This window comes from Streptomyces sp. NPDC019224 (genome assembly GCF_040632605.1).
Classification (GTDB): Bacteria; Actinomycetota; Actinomycetes; order Streptomycetales; family Streptomycetaceae; genus Streptomyces.
The window spans coordinates 1-22,017 of record NZ_JBEYCF010000039.1 but is presented as its reverse complement, the minus strand read 5'-3'; the positions used below and the strand labels follow the sequence as shown (position 1 = coordinate 22,017).

Genomic DNA, 22,017 nt, shown 5'->3' with positions numbered 1-22,017 from the left:
CGCGAGGGGGTTTCGGGGCCGCGCCCTTCACCCGTTCGCCCCGCCCGGCACACCACTCTCACCCGAACGGCACACCCCACGCGAGCGTCATCTCATATCTGAGATAGCCTTTCGGTATGTCAGATGACTACCTCGTACGTATCGGCAAGCTCATCCGTGACGCCCGTCAGCACCGGGGCTGGACGCAGAGTCAGCTCGCCGAGGCGCTCGGTACCAGCCAGAGCGCCGTGAACCGCATCGAGCGCGGCAATCAAAACATCAGCCTTGAGATGATCGCCCGCATCGGTGAAGCACTCGACAGCGAAATCGTGTCACTCGGCTACGCCGGCCCCATGCACCTGCGCGTGGTCGGCGGGCGCCGCCTCTCCGGCGCCATCGACGTCAAGACGAGCAAGAACGCCTGTGTGGCGCTGCTCTGCGCCTCGCTGCTCAACAAGGGCCGTACGGTGCTGCGCCGGGTCGCCCGCATCGAGGAGGTCTACCGCCTCCTCGAAGTGCTCAGCTCCATCGGCGTGCGGGCCCGCTGGATCAACGACGGCACGGACCTGGAGATCGTCCCGCCGGCCCGGCTGGACATGGACGCGATCGACGCGGACGCCGCCCGCCGTACGCGCTCCATCATCATGTTCCTCGGCCCGCTGCTGCACCGCATGGACGCCTTCAAGCTGCCGTACGCGGGCGGCTGCGACCTCGGTACGCGCACGATCGAGCCGCACATGATCGCGCTGCGCCGCTTCGGCCTGGACATCGCCGCGACCGAGGGCATCTACCACGCCCGCGTCGACCGCTCCGTCACGCCGGGACGCCCCATCGTGCTGACCGAGCGCGGCGACACCGTGACCGAGAACGCCCTGCTGGCCGCCGCCCGCCACGACGGCACCACGGTCATCCGCAACGCCTCCTCCAACTACATGGTCCAGGACCTCTGCTTCTTCCTGGAGGCACTGGGCGTACGCGTGGAGGGCGTCGGCACGACGACCCTCACGGTGCACGGGGTGCCGGACATCGACGTGGACGTCGACTACTCCCCCTCCGAGGACCCGGTCGAGGCGATGAGCCTGCTCGCCGCCGCCGTCGTCACCGAGTCGGAGCTGACGATCCGCCGGGTGCCCATCGAGTTCCTGGAGATCGAGCTCGCGGTCCTGGAGGAGATGGGCGTCGACTGCGACCGCACGGCGGAGTACGCGGCGGACAACGGCCGCACCCGGCTGGTCGACCTGACGGTCCGCCCCTCCAAGCTGGAGGCGCCGATCGACAAGATCCACCCGATGCCGTTCCCGGGCCTCAACATCGACAACGTCCCCTTCTTCGCGGCCATCGCGGCCTCGGCCCACGGCCAGACCCTGATCCACGACTGGGTCTACGACAACCGCGCCATCTACCTCACCGACCTCAACCGCCTCGGCGGCCGCCTCCAACTCCTGGACCCGCACCGCGTCCTGGTCGAGGGCCCGACGAGGTGGCGCGCGGCCGAGATGATGTGCCCGCCGGCCCTGCGCCCGGCGGTGGTCGTCCTCCTCGCGATGATGGCGGCGGAGGGCACGTCGGTGCTGCGCAACGTGTACGTGATCAACCGCGGCTACGAGGAGCTGGCGGAGCGGCTGAACTCGGTGGGGGCGCAGATCGAGATCTTCCGGGACATCTGAAAGCCTGCAAAAATGGCACCGCCACACCCCTTCTGACCTGCACAAACGCGAGTCGAGGCGGGGTGTGGCGGAGTCCCTGGGACTTCTCTGGCGACTTTGAACCAGGAGCGACGACTTCCGGCGCCGCGTTCTTCGCATGATGAGTCATCGAAAAGCTGTCGGGCTGAGCACGTGATGGAAAAGCCGAGGTCAGAGACCATCTCTCAGCTCGTCGTCCTGCGTGTGGCTGCCTGGAGCGTCAAACGAGCGTCATGACCGACAGCCGGTGAACAGGCCGCCAAAGCCATGTCACCCATCGGATCCGCCCCCGTCGGCTCCGGACGCCCGCTCACCTGTCACGCCCCGCACCATCTGTCCGACCGACATCATGGGCCATGCCCCAACGGACACCGGGCCCGCCGCAGCCGCTGCCACGGCCACCGCAAGACACACGTGCAGCACGTCCTGACCGGCATCGCCATCAACATCGAACGCCTCGCCTCACGCACAACTCGCCACCCCCACCGCCCCCGACGCCCCACGACCTTCCAGCAGTACCTCGATGCCCGCGGCCTGACCTGGGAATGCTGGTGGCGGCAAGGCGAATGAGCCGCGCGCACAAGATCCCCGACAGAGTCGCTCCTTGTTCGATCGCATGCAACGTTGACGGGCCGCCAGGTGGGGTGGGCCCGTATACCCGGGCCATTCTCTCCTTGCGGGCTCCTGTGCGGTCCGGTCGCTCGAGTTGTACCGCTCGCGTTCCGCCCGTGGCCCCACACGCGCCCTCACGGGACGATGGTTTCGGGCATATCCGCCGGGCCTGGACCCCGCGGTAACCGCTCTTTACGCGGGTGGCGACCGGCATGGCCGGCGCCGCCCCCGCGAGTGCGGAATCGTTACTTCCGGTCACCGGCACCCCGCGCCCTCCATACCGCCCCACGGGCACCGGACAATAAAAAAGAACTTCTTCTTATAAATTACCCTCGTGCGCCCCCCTTACCGCGCTGGCCAAAAAACGCCGTTCCCTCATTCACGGCCCCTCACGTCCGCTGCTACTCTGCGAACTCCCTATTCGGATGTGATGGAGATTCTCCGTATGGAAGATCGACCCGATACGGGGTCGCTGCCGGCGACTGCGTGGACCACTGGCGCGTCCGCCCGCGAGTGTCTTCGCTATGCCGCGTACCCGATTCTGCTCCTGTCCGCAGTCTGGCTCTTCACCTCGGTTCTGCGCTTCGACTGGGACCGGGGCCGGGCCGTCCAGCTCTTCCTGATCGGCACCATCGTCTATCTCGCGGCGCTGGAGCGGCTGATCCCGCACCGGACCGACTGGCACCCAAGCGGCCGGGAACTGTGCTGGTACGCAGCCTATTTCGGGTTCACCATGGTCGGCGCCGTGCTCGGCCAGTCGGTCGTCGCGGCCGTTCTGGCCGCGACCCCCGTCACGGGACCGGGGCTCGCGCTCGGGGCCGAGGTGCCCCTCGCGCTGCTGGCCTCCTCGCTGACCGGCTACCTCGCCCACCGCTGGGCGCATTCCAATCGGTGGCTGTGGAAGGTACACGGAATTCATCACGTCCCGGGAAAAGTGAACGTCGCCAATAATGGCGTCAACCACCTACTGGATGTCGCCTTCAAACAGGGCACGGTCCAATTGACACTGGGATTTCTCGGATTCTCCGCCGACTGCCTTTTCGCGGTGGCGCTCTTCACCCTTGTCCAAGGCTATTTCGTGCACGCGAACGTGGACGTCCGACTCGGTCCGCTCCACCACGTCCTGGCCGGCCCCGAGCAACACCGGCTGCACCACAGCGCCGACCTGGCCGAGGCCGGTCACTTCGGCGTGGACCTCTCGGTCTGGGACCGCCTCTTCGGCAGTTTCACCTGGCGACCGGACCGCCGCCCGGCGATCGTCGGTGTCAAGGACCGCGCCACGTTCCCGGAGACCGGCTCGATCGTCGCCAGCCTGCTCCACCCCGTGCGCCGCCCTCCCCACACCGCGTAGTCCCCCGTACCGCGCACACCCGCTCCGTACCGCGGCCTCCCCGCCCCGTACCGCGCCGTACCCCCATACACCCCCGCCCGGCCCGTACCGAGGCGTCGTCTCCACCGGATTGGACCATGACGGACTCACCCAGCGCCGCCCACCGCGACAAGGTCGCCATCATCGGCATCGGCTGCCGGCTCCCCGGACACGCGGGTGACCACCGGTCCTTCTGGCGCAATCTGATCGAAGGCCGGGACTGTCTCGTCCCCACCCCGGCGGACCGGTACGACACCACGACCCTCGGCAGCCGCGACCGGGCCAAGCCGGGCCGGCTGACCGGCGGACGGGGCGGCTACATCGACGGCTTCGACGAGTTCGACCCCCACTTCTTCGGGATCAGCCCGCGCGAGGCCGAGCACATGGATCCGCAGCAGCGCAAGCTCCTGGAGGTGTCCTGGGAGGCGCTGGAGGACGGCGGGCAGCGGCCCGCCGAACTGGCCGGGCGGGACGTCGGCGTCTTCATCGGCGCCTTCACCCTGGACTACAAGATCCTGCAGTTCGCCGACCTCGGCTTCGAGACGCTGGCCGCGCACACCGCGACCGGCACGATGATGACGATGGTCTCGAACCGCATCTCGCACTGCCTCGACTTCCGCGGCCCCAGCGTCTCGATCGACACGGCGTGCAGCTCCTCCCTGGTCGCGGTCCACCTGGCCTGCCAGAGCCTGCAGCGCGGCGAGAGCGAACTCGCCCTGGCCGGAGGCACCCTGCTGCACCTCGCGCCGCAGTACACCATCGCCGAGACCAAGGGCGGCTTCCTCTCCCCCGACGGACGCTCCCGCGCCTTCGACGCCTCCGCCGACGGCTACGTACGGGCCGAGGGCGTCGGCGTCGTGGCGCTCAAGCGCCTCTCGGACGCGCTGCGCGACGGCGACCCGGTGCACGCCGTGGTGATCGGCAGCGGGGTGAACCAGGACGGACGCACCAACGGCGTCACCGTGCCCAGCGCCGACGCCCAGGCCACGCTCATCGAGCGGGTCTGCGCCGAGGCGGGAGTGACACCGGGCAGCCTCCAGTACGTCGAGGCGCACGGCACCTCCACCCCCGTCGGCGACCCGATCGAAGCGCGGGCGCTGGGCCGGGTGCTGGCGCAGGGCCGGGCGCCCGGCGCGCGGTGCTACGTCGGCTCGGTCAAGACCAACATCGGGCACACGGAGGCCGCCGCCGGCGTCGCGGGCCTGATCAAGACGGCGCTGGCCCTCCGGCACCGCCGCATCCCACCCCACCTGAACCTCGAACAGCCCAACCCCGCCATCGACTTCGCCGCGCTGCCCTTCGAGATCCCGACCGCACCGGTCGACTGGCCGGAGCACGAGGGACCCGCGCGGGCAGGCGTCAACTCCTTCGGCTTCGGCGGCACCAACGCCCACGTCCTGCTGGAGGAGGCGCCGCCCCGCCCGCCGGAGGAGCCGCGCGCGACGGTCCGGACGCCCGCCCGCTCGGTCCTCCCGCTGAGCGCCCGGCACGCGTCGGGCCCGGCCGAACTGGCCGCGGGCCTCCGCCGCGAACTTGCCGCCGGAGTGCCCCTCGCGGACCTCGGGCACACCCTGGCCCACCGCCGCCAGCACTTCGAGGAGCGCCTCGCCGTCGTCCACTCCCCCCTCGGCCCGCCCGGCTCCCTCGACGAGGTACTGGCCGCCTGCGAGCGCGGGGAGCAGCACCCCCGGGCCGTGCGGGGCCGCGTCCGGGAGCCCGGGGCGCAGCGGCTGGTGTGGGTGTTCACGGGCATGGGGCCGCAGTGGTGGGGCATGGGGCGCGAGCTCCTGGACGCCGAGCCCGTGTTCCGGGAGGCGGTCGAGCGCTGCGACCGGGAGGTCCGGCGCCAGGCGGGCTGGTCGCTGCTCGACGAGCTGACCCGGCCCGAGGCGGAGTCCCGGATGGCCGAGACCTGGCTCGCCCAGCCCGCCAACTTCGCCGTCCAGGCGGGGCTGGCGGCGTTGTGGGAACACCACGGGGTGCGGCCGGACGCCGTCGTCGGGCACAGCACCGGCGAGATCGCGGCCTTCCACCGGGCCGGGGTGTACGGCCTGGAGGACGCCGTCCGGATCGCGCTGGCGCGCAGCGCCCTCCAGCACCGGCTCGCGGGCACCGGTGTGATGCTGGCGGCGAACCTGTCCGAGGAGGAGGCCGAGCGGCTGGTCCGCCCGTACCGGGACCAGGTGTCGGTCGCCGCCGTGAACAGCCCGGCGTCGGTGACGCTGTCCGGGGACCGGGGCACCCTTGAGGAGCTCGCCGGGCGGCTGGAGCGGGAGCAGGTCTTCGCCCGGTTCCTCGACGTCGAAGTGCCGTACCACAGCGTGCGGATGGACCCGATCAAGGCCGAGCTGCACGAGGCGCTGGCCGGGATCGCGCCGCGCGCCGCCGGTCTCCCGCTCTACCTGACCGCTCGCGAGGGGCGTGCGCTGGGGCCGGAGCTGGACGCCGCGTACTGGTGGGAGAACGTCCGGCGGCCCGTCCGGTTCCGTGCCGCGGTCGACCGGCTCGTCGACGACGGGTACACGCTGTTCCTGGAGATCGGTCCGCACCCGGTGCTCGGCCACTCGATCCGGGAGTGCCTGGAGGGCCGGGCCGTCGAGGGGGTGACGCTGCCGTCGATCCGGCGCCGGGAGGACGAGCCCGAGCGGTTCGCCCGCTCCCTCGCGGAGCTGTACACGCTGGGCGTCGACGTGGACTGGTCGGTGCTCCAGCCCGTGGGGCGGCCGGTGCCGCTGCCGGGCTATCCGTGGCAGCGGGAGCGGTACTGGGTGGAGCCCGCGCCGGTGGAACAGATCCGGCTCGGCCGGCTGGACCACCCGCTGCTCGGCCGGCGGACCTCCGCGCTGCAGCCGACCTGGGAGAGCCGCCTGGACACCGAGCGGCTGGCGTACCTGGCCGACCACCGGATCGAGGACAGCACGGTCTTCCCGGCCGCCGGGTACCTGGAGATGGCCGCGCAGGCGGTCCGGGCGCTGACCGGCGGCGACACGGCGACCCTGGCCGACGTCGAGTTCTCCCGGGCCCTGTTCCTGCCCGACGGCGAGGCGACGACCGTCCAGCTCGCCTTCGCACCGGAGGAGGCCGGGTTCACCATCGCCTCCCTCACCGGTTCCGGGACCGGGGCTTTGGACCGTACGGTCCACGCGAGCGGGGTCGTCCGCACCGGGCAGCCACGCCGGCTCGCGGAACCGCTGGACACGGACGCGGTACGGGCGCGGGCGGGGCGCCGGCTCGACCGGGAGGCGTGCTACGGCGAGCTGGCGGCGCTCGGCTACCACTACGGCCCGGCGTTCCGGGCGATCGACGAGGTGTGGACGGCGCCCGGCGAGGCGCTGTCGCTGATCCGGCCCACCCCGGGCATGGGCGACGGGGCCGCGGACTGCCATGTGCACCCCGTGCTCCTGGACGCCTGCTTCCAGACCATGCTCACCGCGATGACGCCGGACGGCGGCCCCTCCGCGGGGATCCGGCTGCCCGTCGGCATCGCGGAGCTGCGGCTGGACGCGGTCGGCGACCGGGCCCTGTGGGCGCACGCGACGGTGACCGCGGAGAGCGGCGAGGAACTGGTCGGCGACCTCGCCCTGTACGCCGAGGACGGGACGCCGCTCGGCCGGATCAGCGGCTTCCGCGCGGCGGCGGTGGACCGGGCGGCCTCCTCGGTGAAGCTCGGCACCATCGACGGCTGGCTGGCCGAGGTGGTCTGGGAGGAGACGCCCGCCGAGGCGCCGGAGGACGGCGGGACCGCCGAGGGGACCGGGGACGACGGCTCCCCCGCGCCCGACCTGGTGGTCTTCGCCGACGAGGGCGGGCTCGGCGCGCGGATGGCCGAGGCGGTCGTGGCGCGCGGCGGGCGGTGCCGGCTGGTCCGCCCGGGCAGCCGGTACCGGAGCGGGGCCCGGCACATGACCGTGCGGCCCGATTCGGCGGCCGATCTGCGCAGGCTGTTCGACGAACTCGGGCCGGGGTTCACAGCCGTGGTGCATCTGTGGAACCTCGATCTGCCCCCGCTGGACACGGTCGGCGCGGCGGACCTCGACGGGATCGGCACGGTCGGCGGCTACTCGCTCGTCCTGCTCGCCCAGGTGCTGCCCGAGGCGTGCCCGGAGGGGCGCCTGCACATCGTCACCCGGGGCGCCCAGGCGGTGGTGCCGGGCGAGCCGGTGGAGCCGTTCGGCGCGCCCGCCTGGGGCATCGGCCGGGTGCTGTGGCAACAGGAGCTCACCGGTCACAGCGGCAAGCTGATCGATCTGGACCCGGCCGGCGGTCCCGGCGAGGCCGAGGCGCTGCTGCGCGCGCTCGCGGCGGACGACGGCGAGGGCGAGATCGCGCTGCGGTCCGGGCGGCGGCACCTCAGCCGGCTGCGTCCGCCCGCGGGGCTGACCCGTCCGCTGCCGCTGCGGCTGCGCGCGGACGGCGCCTATCTGGTCACGGGCGCGTTCGGGGCGCTGGGGCGGCTGCTCTGCCGCACCCTGGTCCGGCGCGGGGCCCGTCGCCTGGTCCTGCTCGGCCGCACCGGCGTGCCGGAGCGCGGCGCGTGGCGGGGGCTCGATCCGGGCGGCCCCGAGGGGCGGCGGGTCGCGGTCCTGCGCGAGCTCGAGGCGCTCGGCGCGGAGGTGCTGGTCGCCGCGGTCGACGTGACCGACGCGGCGGCCATGGAGGGCTGGCTGGCCGGGCGCCGGGCCGCCGGTCTGCCTCCGGTGCGGGGCGTGTTCCACCTCGCGGGGCAGGTGCGGGACGTCCTGCTGCCGTCGTTGGACCGCGAAGCCTTCGACGCGGGCTACGGGCCGAAGGTGCACGGCGGGTACCTGCTGCACCGGCTGCTGCGCGAGGAGCCGGTCGAGCACTTCGTGCTGTTCGCGTCGGTCGCCTCGCTGCTGACCACGGCCGGTCAGGTCAACTACGCGGCCGGGAACGCGTTCCTGGACGCGCTCGCCCATCACCGCCGGGCGCTCGGTCTGCCCGCGCTCAGCCTGGACTGGGGGCCGTGGGCCACCGGCATGATCGAGGAGCTCGGGCTGGTCGCCCACTACCGGGACGCGCGCGGGATGAGCTCGCTGGCGCCGGAGGCGGGCATGGCGGTCCTGGAGCGGGTGATCGGGCAGGACCGGGCCCAGTTGCTGGTGGCCACGGTGGTGGACTGGCCGGTGTTCCTGTCCTGGTATCCCACCCCGCCGCCGCTGGTGTCGGCGCTCGCTGCCGCGGCGGCGCGGGAGGCCCCGGCGGGGCAGGGCGGCAGTCTGCTCGACGCGTTCCGCGCCGCCGACGAGGCGGGGCGTACGGCGTTGGTGGCCGAGCGGTTCGCGGCCCTCGCGGCGGGTGTGCTGCGGGTGCGGCCGGAGCTGGTCGACGCGGACGCCCGGCTCGGCTCGCTCGGTCTGGACTCGCTGCTCGCCATGGAGCTGCGGGCCCGGACCCACACCGAGCTGGGGGTCTCGCTGCCGGTGGTGGCGCTGCTCAGCAACGGGCCGGTGAGCGAGCTGACCGAGCGGCTGCACGCGGGGCTGACCGAGCTCGCGGCGGCAGGGGGGCCGGTGGCGGAGACGGCGGTGGAGTTGTTCACCGACGAGTCGTGCTACCCGCTCACCCACAACCAGCAGGCCCTGTGGTTCCTCCAGCAGCTCAACCCGGACGGCTTCGCGTACAACATCGGCGGCGCGGTGGAGGTGCGCGCGGAGCTCGACCCGGAGCTGCTGTTCGACGCCTTCCGGACGCTGATCGCCCGGCATCCGAGCCTGCGCGTCAACATCACCACCGAGGAGGGGCGTCCGGTCCAGCGGGTGCGGCCCGAGGCCGTCGCCGACACCGGTCTGCTCGATGTGTCCGGGCTGCCCTGGGACGAGGTCCGCGCCCGGCTGGTGGCGGAGTACCGCAGGCCGTACGACCTGGAGCGGGACCCCCTGGTGCGGCTGCGGCTGTTCCGGCGGGCACCGGACCGCTGGGTACTGATGAAGGCGGTCCACCACATCGTCTCGGACGCGATCTCCACCTTCACCTTCATCGAGGAGCTGTTCGAGGTCTACCACGGGCTGCGCACCGGCCGGCCGGCGGAGCTGGCCCCGGTCCGGGCCCGCTACCTGGACTTCCTCAACCGGCGGAACCGCTTCCTGGCCGGGCCCGAGGCGCACCGGATGCTGGAGTACTGGCGGGAGCACCTGCCGCGGGAGGTCCCGGCGCTCGAACTGCCCACCGACCGGCCACGCCCGCCGGTGCAGACCGACAACGGCGCCTCCGAGTTCTTCCAGCTCGACGACGAGCTCAGCGCCCGGGTGCAGACGCTGGCCCGGGAGCACAACGTCACCGTGTACACGGTGCTGCTCACCGCGTACTACCTGCTGCTGCACCGCTGGTCGGGGCAGGACGAGATCGTGGTCGGCAGCCCCGTCACCGGGCGCACCGAGGAGGAGTTCGCCTCCGTCTACGGCTACTTCGTCAATCCGCTGCCGCTGCACGTGAGCCTGGCCGGGGAGCCGTCGGTGGCCGAGCTGCTGGGCCGGGTGCGGGACACGGTCCTCGGGGGCCTCGACAACCAGGAGTACCCGTTCGTGCTGCTCGTGGAGCAGTTGGGCCTCCAGCACGACCCGAGCCGCTCGGCGGTCTTCCAGGCGATGTTCATCCTGCTCACCCACAAGGTGGCCGTGGAGCGCTTCGGGTACACCCTGGAGTACATCGAACTCCCGGAGGAAGAGGGGCAGTTCGATGTCACGCTGTCCGCGTACGAGGACCGGTCCGACGGGCGTTTCCACTGCGTGCTGAAGTACAACACCGACCTGTTCGACGCGGCGACGATGCGTCGGATGGCCGCGCACTACCAAAACCTCCTCGACGGCCTGACCCGCGCGGACGGCGAGCGTCCGGCGGGACGGCTGCCGATGCTGGAGGCCGGGGAACGGGAGCGGATCGTCACCGGGTTCGGCGGCGTCGGCCGACGGATCGACCACGACGTGCCGGTGCACGAGCTGATCGGGAAGATCGCCGCGCAGTTCCCGGAGGCGGTCGCGGTGTCCGTGCCGGGCGGGCGGCGGCTCGGCTACCGGGAGCTGGACCAGCGCTCGCGGCGCGTGGCGGCCTCGCTGCGCGAACGCGGCGTCGGCGCCGGGACGGTGGTGGCGGTGCGTCTCGCGAAGTCGCCGGAGCTGGTGATCGCGCTGCTCGCGGTGTGGCGGGCCGGCGGCGCGTATCTGCCGCTGGACCCGGACCACCCGGCGGAGCGGCTGGCCGAGCTGATGGAGAACGCCGGGGCCACGCTGGTTCTGACCGACGGGTGGCCGGGCGGGGCGGCCCGGCTGCCGGGACGGCCGGTCACCCTCGACGAGCTGGACCGGCCGGGGACCGAGGAGCGGCCGGAGCCGGCCGTGGGCCTCGACCAGACGGCGTACGTGATCCACACCTCGGGTTCCACCGGCCGCCCCAAGGCGGTGCGGGTCAGCCACCGCAACCTGGCCTCGGTGTTCGTCGCCTGGCAGCAGGAGTACCGGCTGGACACCGACGTCCGGGTGCACCTGCAGACGGCGGGCGTCTCCTTCGACGTGTTCACCGGGGACCTGGTCCGGGCGCTGTGCTCGGGCGGGACGCTGGTCCTCGTCGGCCGGGACCTCCTCTTCGACACCGCGCGGCTCTACCGGACCATGCGCGCGGAGGGCGTGGACTGCGGCGAGTTCGTGCCGTCGGTGGCGCGCGGGCTGCTGGCGCACTGCGAGCGGGAGGGGCTGGGCCTGGAGTTCATGCGCCTGGTGATCGTCGGCTCGGACGCCTGGCGGGCGGGCGAGCACCGGAGGCTCGTCGCGCTGTGCGGGCCGGGGACCCGGGTGGTCAACTCGTACGGGCTGACCGAGGCCACCATCGACAGCGCCTACTACGAGGGACCGGCGGAGGGGCTGGAGCCGGGCCGGATGGTGCCGGTCGGCCGGCCGCTGCCCAACAGCGAGCTGTACGTCCTCGACCGGCACGGCGAGCCGGTGCCGCCGGGGGTGGCCGGTGAGCTGTGGATCGGCGGCGCCGGCGTCGCCGATGGCTACCTGGGCGATCCGGAGCGGACCGCCGAGCGGTTCGTGACCCTCGAACCGGGCGGCGAACCCGTACGGCTGTACCGGACGGGGGACCTCGGGCACTGGGACGCGGAGGGGATGCTGCACCTCCGCGGGCGGGCCGACGGGCAGGTGAAGGTGCGCGGCCACCGGGTGGAGACCGGGGAGGTCGAGGCGCGGCTGGCCGCCCGGCCCGAACTGGCGCAGGTGTGCGTGACGGTACGGCGGGACGAGACGGGCGAGAACGTGCTGTGCGCCTACTGCGTGCCCGCGCCGGGCGCGGTGGCCGACGCCCGGAAGCTGCGCCGCCACCTCGCGGAGCAGCTGCCGACGTATCTGATCCCGGCGCACTTCACGGAGCTGTCCGCGCTGCCGCTGACCGCGAACGGCAAGGTCGATCTCGGCGCGCTGCCGGAGCCGCGCGCGGAGGCGGGACCGGAGCGGTACGAACCGCCGGTGACGCTGTACGAGACGCGGATGGCGGCGCACTGGCGATCGCTGCTCGGGCTGGAGCGGCCGGGGCTGCGGGACGACTTCTTCGAGGCGGGCGGCAGTTCGATCAAGCTGATCGAACTGATCCACCACCTGCGGACCGAGTTCAACGCGTCGGTGCCGGTCGGGCGGCTGTTCCGGACCAGCACCCTGCACGGCATGGCCCGCACCCTGGAGGACGTCGTCACCGGGCGGCTGCCCGGCGCCGAGCCGTACCTGTGGTTCAACCCGGGCGCGGACCCGGCGGCGACGGTGTTCTGCCTGCCGCCCGCGGGCGGGCACGGGCTGGTGTACCGGCAGCTCGCGGCGCGGCTGCCCGAGCACCGCTTCGCCGCGTTCAACTACCTGTCGGGTCCGGACAAGGCGGCCCGGTACGCGGATCTGGCCGAGGAACTGCACCCGGGCGGGCCGTACACGCTGTTCGGTTACTCCCTCGGCGGCAACCTCGCGTTCGAGATCGCCGGGGAGCTGGAGCGGCGGGGCCGCGCGGTGGACCTCGTGCTGATCATGGACTCGTACCGGATCGCCGAGGCCGTCGCCCTCGGCGAGGAGCACCTGGCCGAGTTCGAGGCGGAGCTCGCGGAGCACCTGCGGCGGCACACCGGTTCCGAGATCGTCGCCCGGGAGACCGTGGAGCAGGCCCGCGAGTACCTGGCGCACTGCGGTGCCCACCCGTCGCTCGGTGTGCTCGGCGCGCCGATCGCGGTGATCTCCGACCAGGACAAGCTGCTCCGCTTCGCGGCGGACGAGCCCGGCGGCTGGCACGGGGTCACCGCCGCCGGGTGCACCGTACGCGAGGGGCACGGGCGGCACGCCGAGATGCTCGACGGCTCGTTCCTCGACGGGAACGCGGAGCTGGTCCGGGCGCTGCTGGCGGGAGGTTCCACCCATGGGCGTGCGTGACGGCGGGCCCCGCTGGGAGGCCCGGCCTCCCGGCGGGCGGCCCCGGGTGATCATCATCGGCGCGGGCATGTCCGGTCTGGCCGCCGGCTGCTACGCGCAGATGAGCGGGCTGGAGAGCCGGATCTTCGAGAAGCACGTGCTGCCAGGGGGCTGCTGCACCGCCTGGGCCCGGCAGGGCTACCTCTTCGACTACTGCATCGACTGGCTGATCGGCACGGCACCCGGGACCGGGGCGAACGACGTGTGGCGCGAGCTCGGGGCGCTGGACGGGAAGCGGATCACCCTGTTCGACCAGTTCAACCGGGTGGTGACGGAGGACGGCCGGTCCGTCACGTTCTACAACGACCCGGACCGGCTCCAGGAGCACCTGCTGGAGCTCTCGCCCGGCGACGAGCGCCTGATCCGGGCGTTCTGCCGGGACCTCAGGCGCTTCGCGGGGCTCGACCCGCACTGGGAGCTGAAGCCGCCGCCGCTCAAGTCCCTGGCGGAGAAGGCGCGCACGCTGCTCGCGATCCTGCCGGCGTTCCGGCTGTACTGGCGCACCGCGGCCACGCCCATGCGCCGGTTCGCGGACCGCTTCGAGGACCCGCTGCTGCGCCAGGCGTTCCCGAACATGTTCCTCCAGGAGCTGACCGGCTTCCCGCTGCTCCCCTTCCTCTTCACGATGTCCTGCGCCTTCAACGGCAACGCGGGCTTCCCGGAGGGCGGTTCGCTGGGTCTGGCCCGGTCCGTGGAGGAGCGGTACACGGGGCTCGGCGGGCACATCGGCTACCGCGCCCGGGTGGAGCGGATCCTCGTCGAGGACGGGCGGGCGGTCGGCGTGAGGCTGCGGGACGGGCAGGAGCACTTCGCCGACCACGTGATCGCCGCCTGCGACGGGCCGACGGTGCTGGACCGGCTGCTGGAGGGGCGGTGGAGCAGCCCGCGCACCGAGCGGCTGTACACGGAGCTGCTGGACCGGCCGGACAACCTGTACCCGGCGGTGGTCTCCGCGTTCGTCGGGATCGACGGCCCGCTGCCCGCCGGTGAGCCGCACAGCACCACGTACCTCCTCGGTCCGGAGCGGGGCGCGGCGCTGCCGGGAAGCCTCCAGCACAGTCTGGTGGTGCAGCGGCGGTCCGACTACGCCGACGGCTTCGCGCCGGCCGGGAAGTCGGTGCTGCACTGCACGTACTTCACCGACCACCGGTCCTGGCAGGAGCTGCGGAAGGCGGACCGGCGGGCGTACCGGGAGCGCAAGCAGGAGGTCGTCGACTTCCTGCGGGGCTTCCTGGCCGAGCGTCATCCGGGCCTCGAGGAGCGGATCGAGCTGGTGGACGTGGCGACGCCGGCGACGACGGAGCGGTACACCGGCAACACCTACGGCAGCATCCTGGCCTGGAAGGCGTTCTCCGAGGCCGACGACGTGTCGACCGCGCTGGTGGACCGGGACCGGATGCGGCTGCCGGGGCTGAGCGGCTTCTCGATGGCCGGGCAGTGGACCGGGATGGGCGGCTTGATCCGGGCCGCGACCAGCGGCCGGTACGCGGTCCAGTTCCTCTGCGACGAGCTGGGCCGGGAGTTCCGGGCCTGGCCGAGCGAGGGTGCCGGGCCGTGGCATCCCGGGAAGCTGGGCCGGCTGCCACGACTCGAACCGCGGGGCGACGCCGGGAAGGCGGCGGTGGCCGAATGACCAGAAGGACCATGCTGATCGTCGGCGGAGGGCTCGGCGGGCTCTCCACCGGCTGCTACGCCCAGATGAACGGCTATCGCAGCAGGGTGCTGGAGATGCACGAGATCCCGGGCGGCTCCTGCACGGCCTGGGACCGGGGCGACTTCACCCTCGACTGCTGTGTGAGCTGGCTGCTCGGCAGCGGGCCGGGCAACGAGATGCACCAGATCTGGCTGGAGCTCGGCGCGCTCCAGGGCAAGCGGATGCGCAACTTCGACGTGTTCAACACGGTGCGTGGCCGGGACGGGCGGGCGGTCCACTTCTACTCCGATCCGGACCGTCTCGAAGCGCACCTGCTCGCCCTCTCCCCCGGCGACGCCCGGGTGATCCGCGACTTCTGCGCCGGGCTGCGGACCTTCCGCAAGGCACTGGCCCGCTACCCGTTCCTCACCCCGGTCGGGCTCATGGGCCGCCTGGAGCGCTGGCGGATGCTGGCGTCCCTGGTCCCCTACTTCAACGTGATCCGGCGCTCCATCGGCACGCTGATGCGGGACTACTCTCAGCGCTTCCGGGACCCGCTGCTGCGCGAGGCGTTCAATTTCATCCTGTACGAGAAGCATCCCAACTTCCCCGTGCTGCCGTTCTACTTCCAGCTCGCGGCGCACGCCGACGCCTCGGCCGGGGTCCCCGAGGGCGGCTCGCTGGGCCTGGCCCGCTCGGTCGAGGAGCGCTACCGGGGGCTCGGCGGCGAGGTCATGTACAACGCCAGGGTCGTGGAGATCCTGGTGGAGAACGACCGGGCGGCCGGGGTCCGGCTGAGCGACGGCACGGAGCTGCGGGCGGACATCGTGGTCTCCGCCTGCGACGGGCGCACCACGCTCCTCGACCTGCTGAAGGGCCGCTACCTCACCGACACGTACCGGGAGCTGTACACCCGGACCATCACGGAACCCGACATGGTCTTCCCCGGCTACCTCACGGTCTTCCTGGGGCTGCGCCGGCCCTTCCCGGACGGCGAGCCCTGCACCACGTACCTCCTGGAGGACGCGGTCGCGGAACGGCTCACCGGTATCCGGCACCCCAGCGTCAACGTGCAGTTCCGCAGCCGCCACTACCCGGAGCTGTCGCCGCCGGGCACCTCCGTGGTGTACGCCACGTACTTCTGCGACATCGCGCCGTGGCGGGAGCTGAGCACCGGTCCCGAGCAGTTCACCCGGATCCGCCGCGGCGAGGAGCTGCACACGCTGCCGGTCGGGCGCGGGCGCGACTACCAGCGGGCCAAGCGGCAGGTGCGGGACACGATCGTGGACTTCCTCGACGAGCGGCACCCCGGGCTGCGGGACGCGATCGTGGTGCGGGACGTGTCCACCCCGCTCACCCAGGTCCGCTACACCGGCAACTACGACGGCACGGTGCTCGGCTGGCAGCCGTTCGTGGACAGCGGCGAGACCGTGGAGCAGGAGGTCAAGCGACACGGTCCGGGACTGCCGGGGCTCGCGGACTTCTATCTGTCCGGCGTCTGGGCCACCACCGGCGGCCTGATCCGGGCCGCGGCCTCGGGACGGCACGTCATGCACTTCGTCTGCCGCGACGACGGGCGGCCGTTCACCGCCTCCGTCGACGACAGCGCCCCTCTCCCCGTACAACTCATCGAACCCGCAGGAGCGACCCCGTGAAGACCGAGAAGTGGATCGTCAGCCAGCACAACGACGGCGTGCCGGACGTGGACCGGATGTACGTGAAGGTGGTGGAGGAGCTCGACACCGACCTGGCCGAGGACGAGATGCTGCTGCGCACGCGGTACGTCTCCGTCGACCCGTACCTCCACGGGATCGCCCTGGACACCCCGGTGGGCGACCACATGGGCGCCGACTCGATCATGGAGGTGCTGGCGGCCGGGCCGCGGGCGATGTTCGGCGTCGGGGACCTCGTACAGGGCTTCGGCGGCTGGCGCACCCACCTGGTCAGCAACGGCGCGGGGGCGCTGTGGCAGACCGGCACGTTCCCGATGGTCTTCCCCGCGTACCGGAAGCTGGACCCGGCCCACTACGACGAGGCGCTGCCGCTGAGCACCGCGCTCGGCATCCTCGGCGGCGCCGGGATGACCGCGTGGGGCGCCCTCACCACCTTCCTGGCCGTACGGCCCGGCGACACGGTCCTGATCAGCGGCGCGTCCGGCGCGATCGGCACGCTGGCCGGGCAGCTGGCGAAGCGGGCGGGCGCGCGGGTGGTGGGCACGACCGGTTCGCCGGAGAAGGCGGCGCGGCTGACGGCGCTCGGCTTCGACGCCGTCGTCGTCTTCCGGCACGGCGGGGACCCGGCGCAGCTCCGCGAGGACCTGGCGAAGGCGGCTCCTGGCGGCGTCGACCGGTACTTCGACAACCTCGGCGGGGTCATGACCGACACCGTCTTCACGATGCTCACCGTGGACAGCCGGGTCGCGGTGTGCTGGCAGTGGGCGAGCCAGGTCGGCGGCGAGTGGACCGGGCCCCGGCTGCTGCCGTACATCATGTTCCCGCGCACGACGATCCGCGGGATCTTCGCGCTGGAGTGGTTCACCGAGGAGAACTGGGCGGCGCTGCACGCCGAGCTGGGGCCGCTGGTGCGGGCCGGCGAGATCCGCTACCAGCAGACCGTGCACCACGGCTTCGACTCCATTCCCGCCGCCTACCGCAGCCTGTACACCGACCGCGCGGCGTCCTTCGGCAAGGTGCTGGTCGAGCTGTGAGGCGCGGCCACACCCGGGCGCTCACGGAGGGCCCGAGCCCGGCCGACGCGCACGAGCCGGTCCTGCCGTACCCCGACGGCTGGTTCTCGGTGGCGTTCTCCTCGGAGGTGGTGCGGGGGGCGCTGCTGACCCGGCCGCTCCAGGGCGAGGACGTGGTGCTCTACCGGCTCCGCGACGGCGAGGTGCGAGCGGTCCGCCCGTACTGCCCGCACCTGGGGGCGCACCTCGGGCTCGGCGCGTTGGAGGGCGACGAACTGCTGTGCCCCTTCCACCGCTTCGCCTTCGGCCCGGACGGCGCCTGCACGCGGACGGGGTACGGCACGCCCCCGCCGCCGTCCTCGGATCTGACCCTGCTGCCGGTGCGCGAGGTCGACGGCGCCGTCTTCGTGTGGCGGCACCACGACGGGCGGGCGCCGGACTGGGAGCTCACGCCCTGGCACACGCTCGGGACGCGGGCGCCGCGACTGGCCGCGTGGGAGATGGCGGGGCACAGCCAGGACGTGGTCGAGAACACGGTGGACATCGGACACTTCACGCCGCTGCACGGCTGGGGCGCGTCGGAGGTGGCCGAGCCGGCGGTCTTCGAGGGGCGATCCTTCCGAATCTCGGTGCGCTCCGAGGAGCGGGTGCCGCTGCTGGGCGCGAGTCCGCTGGAGGTGACGCTGGAGGGCAACGGGATCAGCCGGGTGCACGTGTGCACGGCGCTCCCTCGGTTCGGGGTGCGCACCTGTGCCGTATACACGACCACGATGATCGCGCCCGCGGCTTTCCAGCTGCGCCAGACGAGCCGCTTCGAGGTGGCCGAGCCGGCCGCCCTGCCGGCCCCGCTGGCCCGCTGGGTGAGCGGCTCGGTGCACCGGCTGCTGGCGGGTGTGATGTTCCGGGGCAACTGCGCTTTCGTGTCCCAGGACTTCCCGGTCTGGGCGACGAAGCGGTACGTGTCTCCGCCCCGGCTGGCCCGCGGCGACGGCCCGATCGGCCCGTTCCGCCACTGGGCCCGGCAGTTCTACCCGCCGGACCGGCTACGGGCGCGGGTGCCGTCGTCGGTGGTGCGGGGAGCGGCGGGGGAAGCGGAGAGCAGGGTGACGTAGCCCGGCCGCTCCGAGAAGCCGGGGGCGGGGGATTGTCAGAGGCGGTCGTTAGTCTGCGGCCATGATTACCTCGACGTGGGACGCCCTGGCGGCGACCCCCCTCTCCGAAGTACGGCGCCGCGCGGCCGTCATGGACGAGCTCGCCAAGGTCGCCCCGGTGACCGTGCCCGGCGCGCAGCGTCTGGCCTGGAACGACGGGGGCGGCCAGTCCGCCGTCTGGTACTTCGCGGAGGACGGCCGCGCGCTGCTGCTGACGTTCGACCACGAGGCGCAGCTGAACATGTTCGGCGAGGACGAGTTCGCCCTTCAGGAGGCTTTCTACAAGGGCGTCCCCGACGACCTCGTCGCCCTGGTCCGCGACCGTCCGGAGAGCTACGAGTCGCTGAACCTCACGGACTTCGCGACGGGCCGGACGATTCACTACGCGGGCGGTGTCTTCTGGTACGACGGCACGCGCTGGCACGTGGCCGACGGAGTGGCGGAGTACTGCCGTCGCGAGGACATCGACCTCTTCAACGAGTCCGGCTTCGACTACTGCCTGCGCGGTTACTGCTTCGGCCGGGAGTTCACGCCGGAGATCCCGTAGCGGTCCCTCGCCGACGAAGGCGTGCCGTTCAACGAACTGATCGCCGCGCCGGTGGAGCGGGCCGCCGTGGACGAAGGAGAAGCCGCTCGCCCCGGCCCTGCGTCGTCCCTGCCGCAGGACGACGGTCCGCCGCCGGGCCCGAACGCGGCCCGCCCCCGTCCCACGGCGGCCGCGCCCTGTGCCGGGCGGCGTCGGCTGCTGTGCGCGGTGCCCGCAGGTGCCTTACGCCTGCGCCCCGGGCCGCCCCGGTGCCGGGGCGGCCCCCTCTCCTCAGGTGAGGCGGTCCGCGGTGTACGCCTCGATGGCGTCGCGCTGGAAGGCGGCGAGGCCGGGGGCGATGGCCTCGTAGGCGGCACGCCAGTCGGGGTTGTCGACGACGGACCGCCCCATGGCCAGGTGCTCCTCGGCGGAGACCGGTCGCAGGGCGGACAGCATCCGGTAGTGGGCGTCGGTCTCGGCCTGCACCGGAGCGGAGTCCGCCGCGTGGCCGGCGGCCCGGAGTTCGGCGAGGCGGATCATCCGGGCGGTGCGTTCGCGCTGCCCGGCCTCGATGTCCTCCGCACTCATCCCGGCGACGTGATGGGCGACCCGCTCGGCGTGGGCGGGGAAGTCGCGCAGGCTCTCCTGGTACTGGTCGGGCTGGACGCCTTCGAAGAGGTTCTCGGGTCGGTTGATGGTCATGGGGGCGTCGTCCTTCCTGGACTGTTCCAGTTCGGCGATCGTGCGGGAGACGGTGGTGGCCAGCGTGTCGAGCCGGTCCCGTTCGGCCAGCAGCCGCCGGTGGTGGCCGCGCAGGGCCTCCACCTGGTCGACCTGCTCGGCCAGGACCCGGCCGATGTCCTCCAGGCCCAGACCCAGTTCCCGCAGGACCAGGATCTGCTGCAGCACCAGGAGCTGGCGCTCGCCGTAGTACCGGAGGCCGCCCGCCCCCGTGCGGGCGGGCGGCAGCAGGCCGATCTCGTCGTAGTGCCGCAGGGTTCGCGCGGTCACTCCCGGCATCCGGGCCACCTCGGCGATCGGCCAGTCCATCGCCGTCTCCCCTCGTCGTCGCCGTCCCGAGCCGGTCTCTCCGGCTCTGTTCACGACCGTAGAAGCTGCCGCAGCGGCAACCGCAAGCCGGGCGAACCGGTGGACGCCCCCACCGGCCGGCTCTCCGGCCGCCGACAGTACTTCTAGAGGGTCGCCGGGCCGGGGATCTCGTACTCGGCCCACACCGTCTTGCCCGGTCCCTGTGCCCTGGGGTACCAGCCCCAGCGGGACGCGATCCCCTCCACGAGCAGCAGCCCCCGCCCGTCGTCCGCGAGCCCGGGCGCGAGGAGCTTCCCGGGCCCGGGCGGCACCCGCTCGCCCCGGGTGTCGGTCACCTCGATCCGCGCGGCCGGGACGGGCCGTTCCACGAGCCGCAGCAGCAGATGGAAGTCCCGCCCGGCCACGTGCCCGTGCCGCACCGCGTTCACGGTCAGCTCGCCGGTGATCAGGACGACCGCCTCGTGCGTCTCCGTCCCGTACGGCAGACCCCAGGCGTCCAGCCGGACGCCGGCCAGGCGGCGGGCGAGCCTGGCGCCCCGGGGCGTGGAGGTGAACCGCATGGCGAAAGCCGGGGTGCCCAAGTGGGGCAATTCGCGGACGGGTTGCGCGGGGCGGCGAGGGCTGTCGATGTTGCTCGTCATGACCACGAGGGTCCTCCCGGTGGCGTAGCGTGACCAGTGGTGACGCACCGACGCGAACCCCTTGTACGAGCGGTGTCGGCACCGGTACGCGGGGCACGGCGCGAAAGAGCGGGGCAGGGTGCGATGACAGCTGAAGACATTGGTCCCGAGGCGGAGGGCGGCGCCCGGGCAGCGGACAAGGCGGGCCAGGACGTGGTCATCGCCTTCGGGCAGAGCCTGAAGACCTTACGGGTACGGGCGGGCATGCAGCGGGAGGAACTGGGCCGACGACTGGGGTACTCGGCGTCGACCATCGCCTCTTTCGAGCAGGGCCGCAGGATTCCGCCGCCGAGGGCGATCGACCGGGCCGACAAGGAGCTGGGCGCGGACAACCTCCTGGTGGTGTGGAAGGACCAGGTGGAGAAGGCGCAGTACCCGGCGTTCTTCCAGGGCATGGCGCAGTTGGAGAAGCAGGCGATCGAGCTGTTGGTCTACGACACACATGTGGTCAACGGCCTGCTCCAGACGGAGGAGTACATGCGGGCACTGCTCGCCATGCGACGTCCGTCTCTGGACCAGGAGACGATCGAGCAGCGAGTGGCTGCCCGGATGGCACGGCAGGACATCTTCGACCGCCGCCCCACTCCGCTGCTGAGTTTCGTGACGGATGAGGCCGTCCTGCGGCACCGGTACGGCGGCCGGCAAGTGGTGAGGGGGCAGTTGGAGCACCTTCTGCTTCTGGGCCAGCGTCGTAACGTCGAGCTCCAGGTGATGCCGACCGACTGCGAGGACAATGCGGGTGTGAACGGGCCGTTCACCGTCATCACCCGCAAGGACGGCAAGAAGTACCTGTACGTCGAGGCGCTGAACACCAGCACCCTGGCAACCGATCCTGAGCAGACGGTTCTCGCCGCAGCTCGCTATGGGATCATCCGTTCACAGGCTCTCAGCCCGCGAGAGTCACTGGCGTTCATCGAGAAGTTGCTGGGAGAACTATGAACAACACCGAACACCTCGCGTGGTTCAAGAGCAGCTACAGCGGCACGGAGGGCGGCCAGTGCATCGAGGTCGCGGCCGGTGCGGGAACCGTGCACGTCCGTGACTCCAAGGTCGCGGCCGGGCCCGTCCTCCAGGTATCGCGTGCGGCGTGGGCCGGGCTCGTCGGGCTCGCCGCGGCGCAGTAGTACAGACGGCGTTCGTACGCGCGGGAGCCCTGCCGGTCCGGACCGGCCGGGGGCCCCCGCGGGT

Annotated in this window: 12 protein-coding genes; 10 read left to right on the top strand and 2 right to left on the bottom strand. The window is 72.4% G+C overall.

Annotation, left to right across the window (positions count from 1 at the left end; genetic code table 11):
* Positions 1 to 116 precede the first annotated feature (116 nt).
* The 8 genes from ABZ564_RS23005 (at position 117) to ABZ564_RS22970 (ending at position 19,120) form a co-directional block, all read left to right on the top strand.
* Positions 117 to 1,646, top strand: coding sequence for a UDP-N-acetylglucosamine 1-carboxyvinyltransferase (locus ABZ564_RS23005; RefSeq protein WP_360859523.1), 1,530 nt, complete (start codon positions 117 to 119; stop codon positions 1,644 to 1,646).
* A gap of 1,075 nt (positions 1,647 to 2,721) precedes the next feature.
* Complete coding sequence (locus ABZ564_RS23000; protein WP_360859520.1) at positions 2,722 to 3,627, top strand: sterol desaturase family protein; 906 nt, start codon at positions 2,722 to 2,724, stop codon at positions 3,625 to 3,627.
* 116 nt (positions 3,628 to 3,743) lie between these two features.
* Positions 3,744 to 13,064: an amino acid adenylation domain-containing protein gene (locus tag ABZ564_RS22995; protein WP_360859517.1), complete on the top strand. Its 9,321-nt coding sequence runs from the start codon at positions 3,744 to 3,746 to the stop codon at positions 13,062 to 13,064.
* Complete coding sequence (locus tag ABZ564_RS22990; RefSeq protein ID WP_360859514.1) at positions 13,051 to 14,736, top strand: NAD(P)/FAD-dependent oxidoreductase; 1,686 nt, start codon at positions 13,051 to 13,053, stop codon at positions 14,734 to 14,736. Before ABZ564_RS22995 ends, ABZ564_RS22990 begins: the two co-directional genes overlap by 14 nt.
* A gap of 11 nt (positions 14,737 to 14,747) precedes the next feature.
* Complete coding sequence (locus ABZ564_RS22985) at positions 14,748 to 16,391, top strand: NAD(P)/FAD-dependent oxidoreductase (RefSeq protein WP_360859619.1); 1,644 nt, start codon at positions 14,748 to 14,750, stop codon at positions 16,389 to 16,391.
* Complete coding sequence (locus ABZ564_RS22980) at positions 16,388 to 17,443, top strand: NADP-dependent oxidoreductase (RefSeq protein WP_360859511.1); 1,056 nt, start codon at positions 16,388 to 16,390, stop codon at positions 17,441 to 17,443. The genes ABZ564_RS22985 and ABZ564_RS22980 overlap by 4 nt, the downstream gene beginning before the upstream one ends.
* Entirely contained in the window at positions 17,440 to 18,534 is a 1,095-nt protein-coding gene (locus tag ABZ564_RS22975) for a Rieske 2Fe-2S domain-containing protein (protein ID WP_360859508.1), read from the top strand. Before ABZ564_RS22980 ends, ABZ564_RS22975 begins: the two co-directional genes overlap by 4 nt.
* Before the next feature lie 61 nt (positions 18,535 to 18,595).
* Positions 18,596 to 19,120, top strand: a complete 525-nt coding sequence (locus tag ABZ564_RS22970; protein WP_360859505.1) for a hypothetical protein — start codon at positions 18,596 to 18,598, stop codon at positions 19,118 to 19,120.
* Between the two features lie 270 nt (positions 19,121 to 19,390).
* Here ABZ564_RS22970 and ABZ564_RS22965 read toward each other — a convergent pair whose 3' ends face one another.
* Both ABZ564_RS22965 and ABZ564_RS22960 read right to left on the bottom strand, forming a co-directional pair.
* The gene (locus ABZ564_RS22965) at positions 19,391 to 20,149 is read right to left on the bottom strand and encodes a MerR family transcriptional regulator (protein ID WP_360859502.1); all 759 of its coding nucleotides are present in this window, start codon (positions 20,147 to 20,149) and stop codon (positions 19,391 to 19,393) included.
* Positions 20,150 to 20,292: 143 nt separating this feature from the next.
* Positions 20,293 to 20,790, bottom strand: a complete 498-nt coding sequence (locus tag ABZ564_RS22960) for an ATP-binding protein (protein WP_360859499.1) — start codon at positions 20,788 to 20,790, stop codon at positions 20,293 to 20,295.
* 123 nt (positions 20,791 to 20,913) lie between these two features.
* Here ABZ564_RS22960 and ABZ564_RS22955 point away from each other — a divergent pair, with 123 nt between their 5' ends.
* Together ABZ564_RS22955 and ABZ564_RS22950 are read left to right on the top strand one after the other, a co-directional pair.
* Entirely contained in the window at positions 20,914 to 21,768 is an 855-nt protein-coding gene (locus ABZ564_RS22955) for a helix-turn-helix transcriptional regulator (protein ID WP_360859496.1), read from the top strand.
* Positions 21,765 to 21,953 carry a DUF397 domain-containing protein gene (locus tag ABZ564_RS22950; RefSeq protein WP_360859493.1) on the top strand — a complete coding sequence of 63 codons (189 nt, stop codon included), beginning with the start codon at positions 21,765 to 21,767 and terminating at the stop codon, positions 21,951 to 21,953. Before ABZ564_RS22955 ends, ABZ564_RS22950 begins: the two co-directional genes overlap by 4 nt.
* Positions 21,954 to 22,017 lie beyond the last annotated feature (64 nt).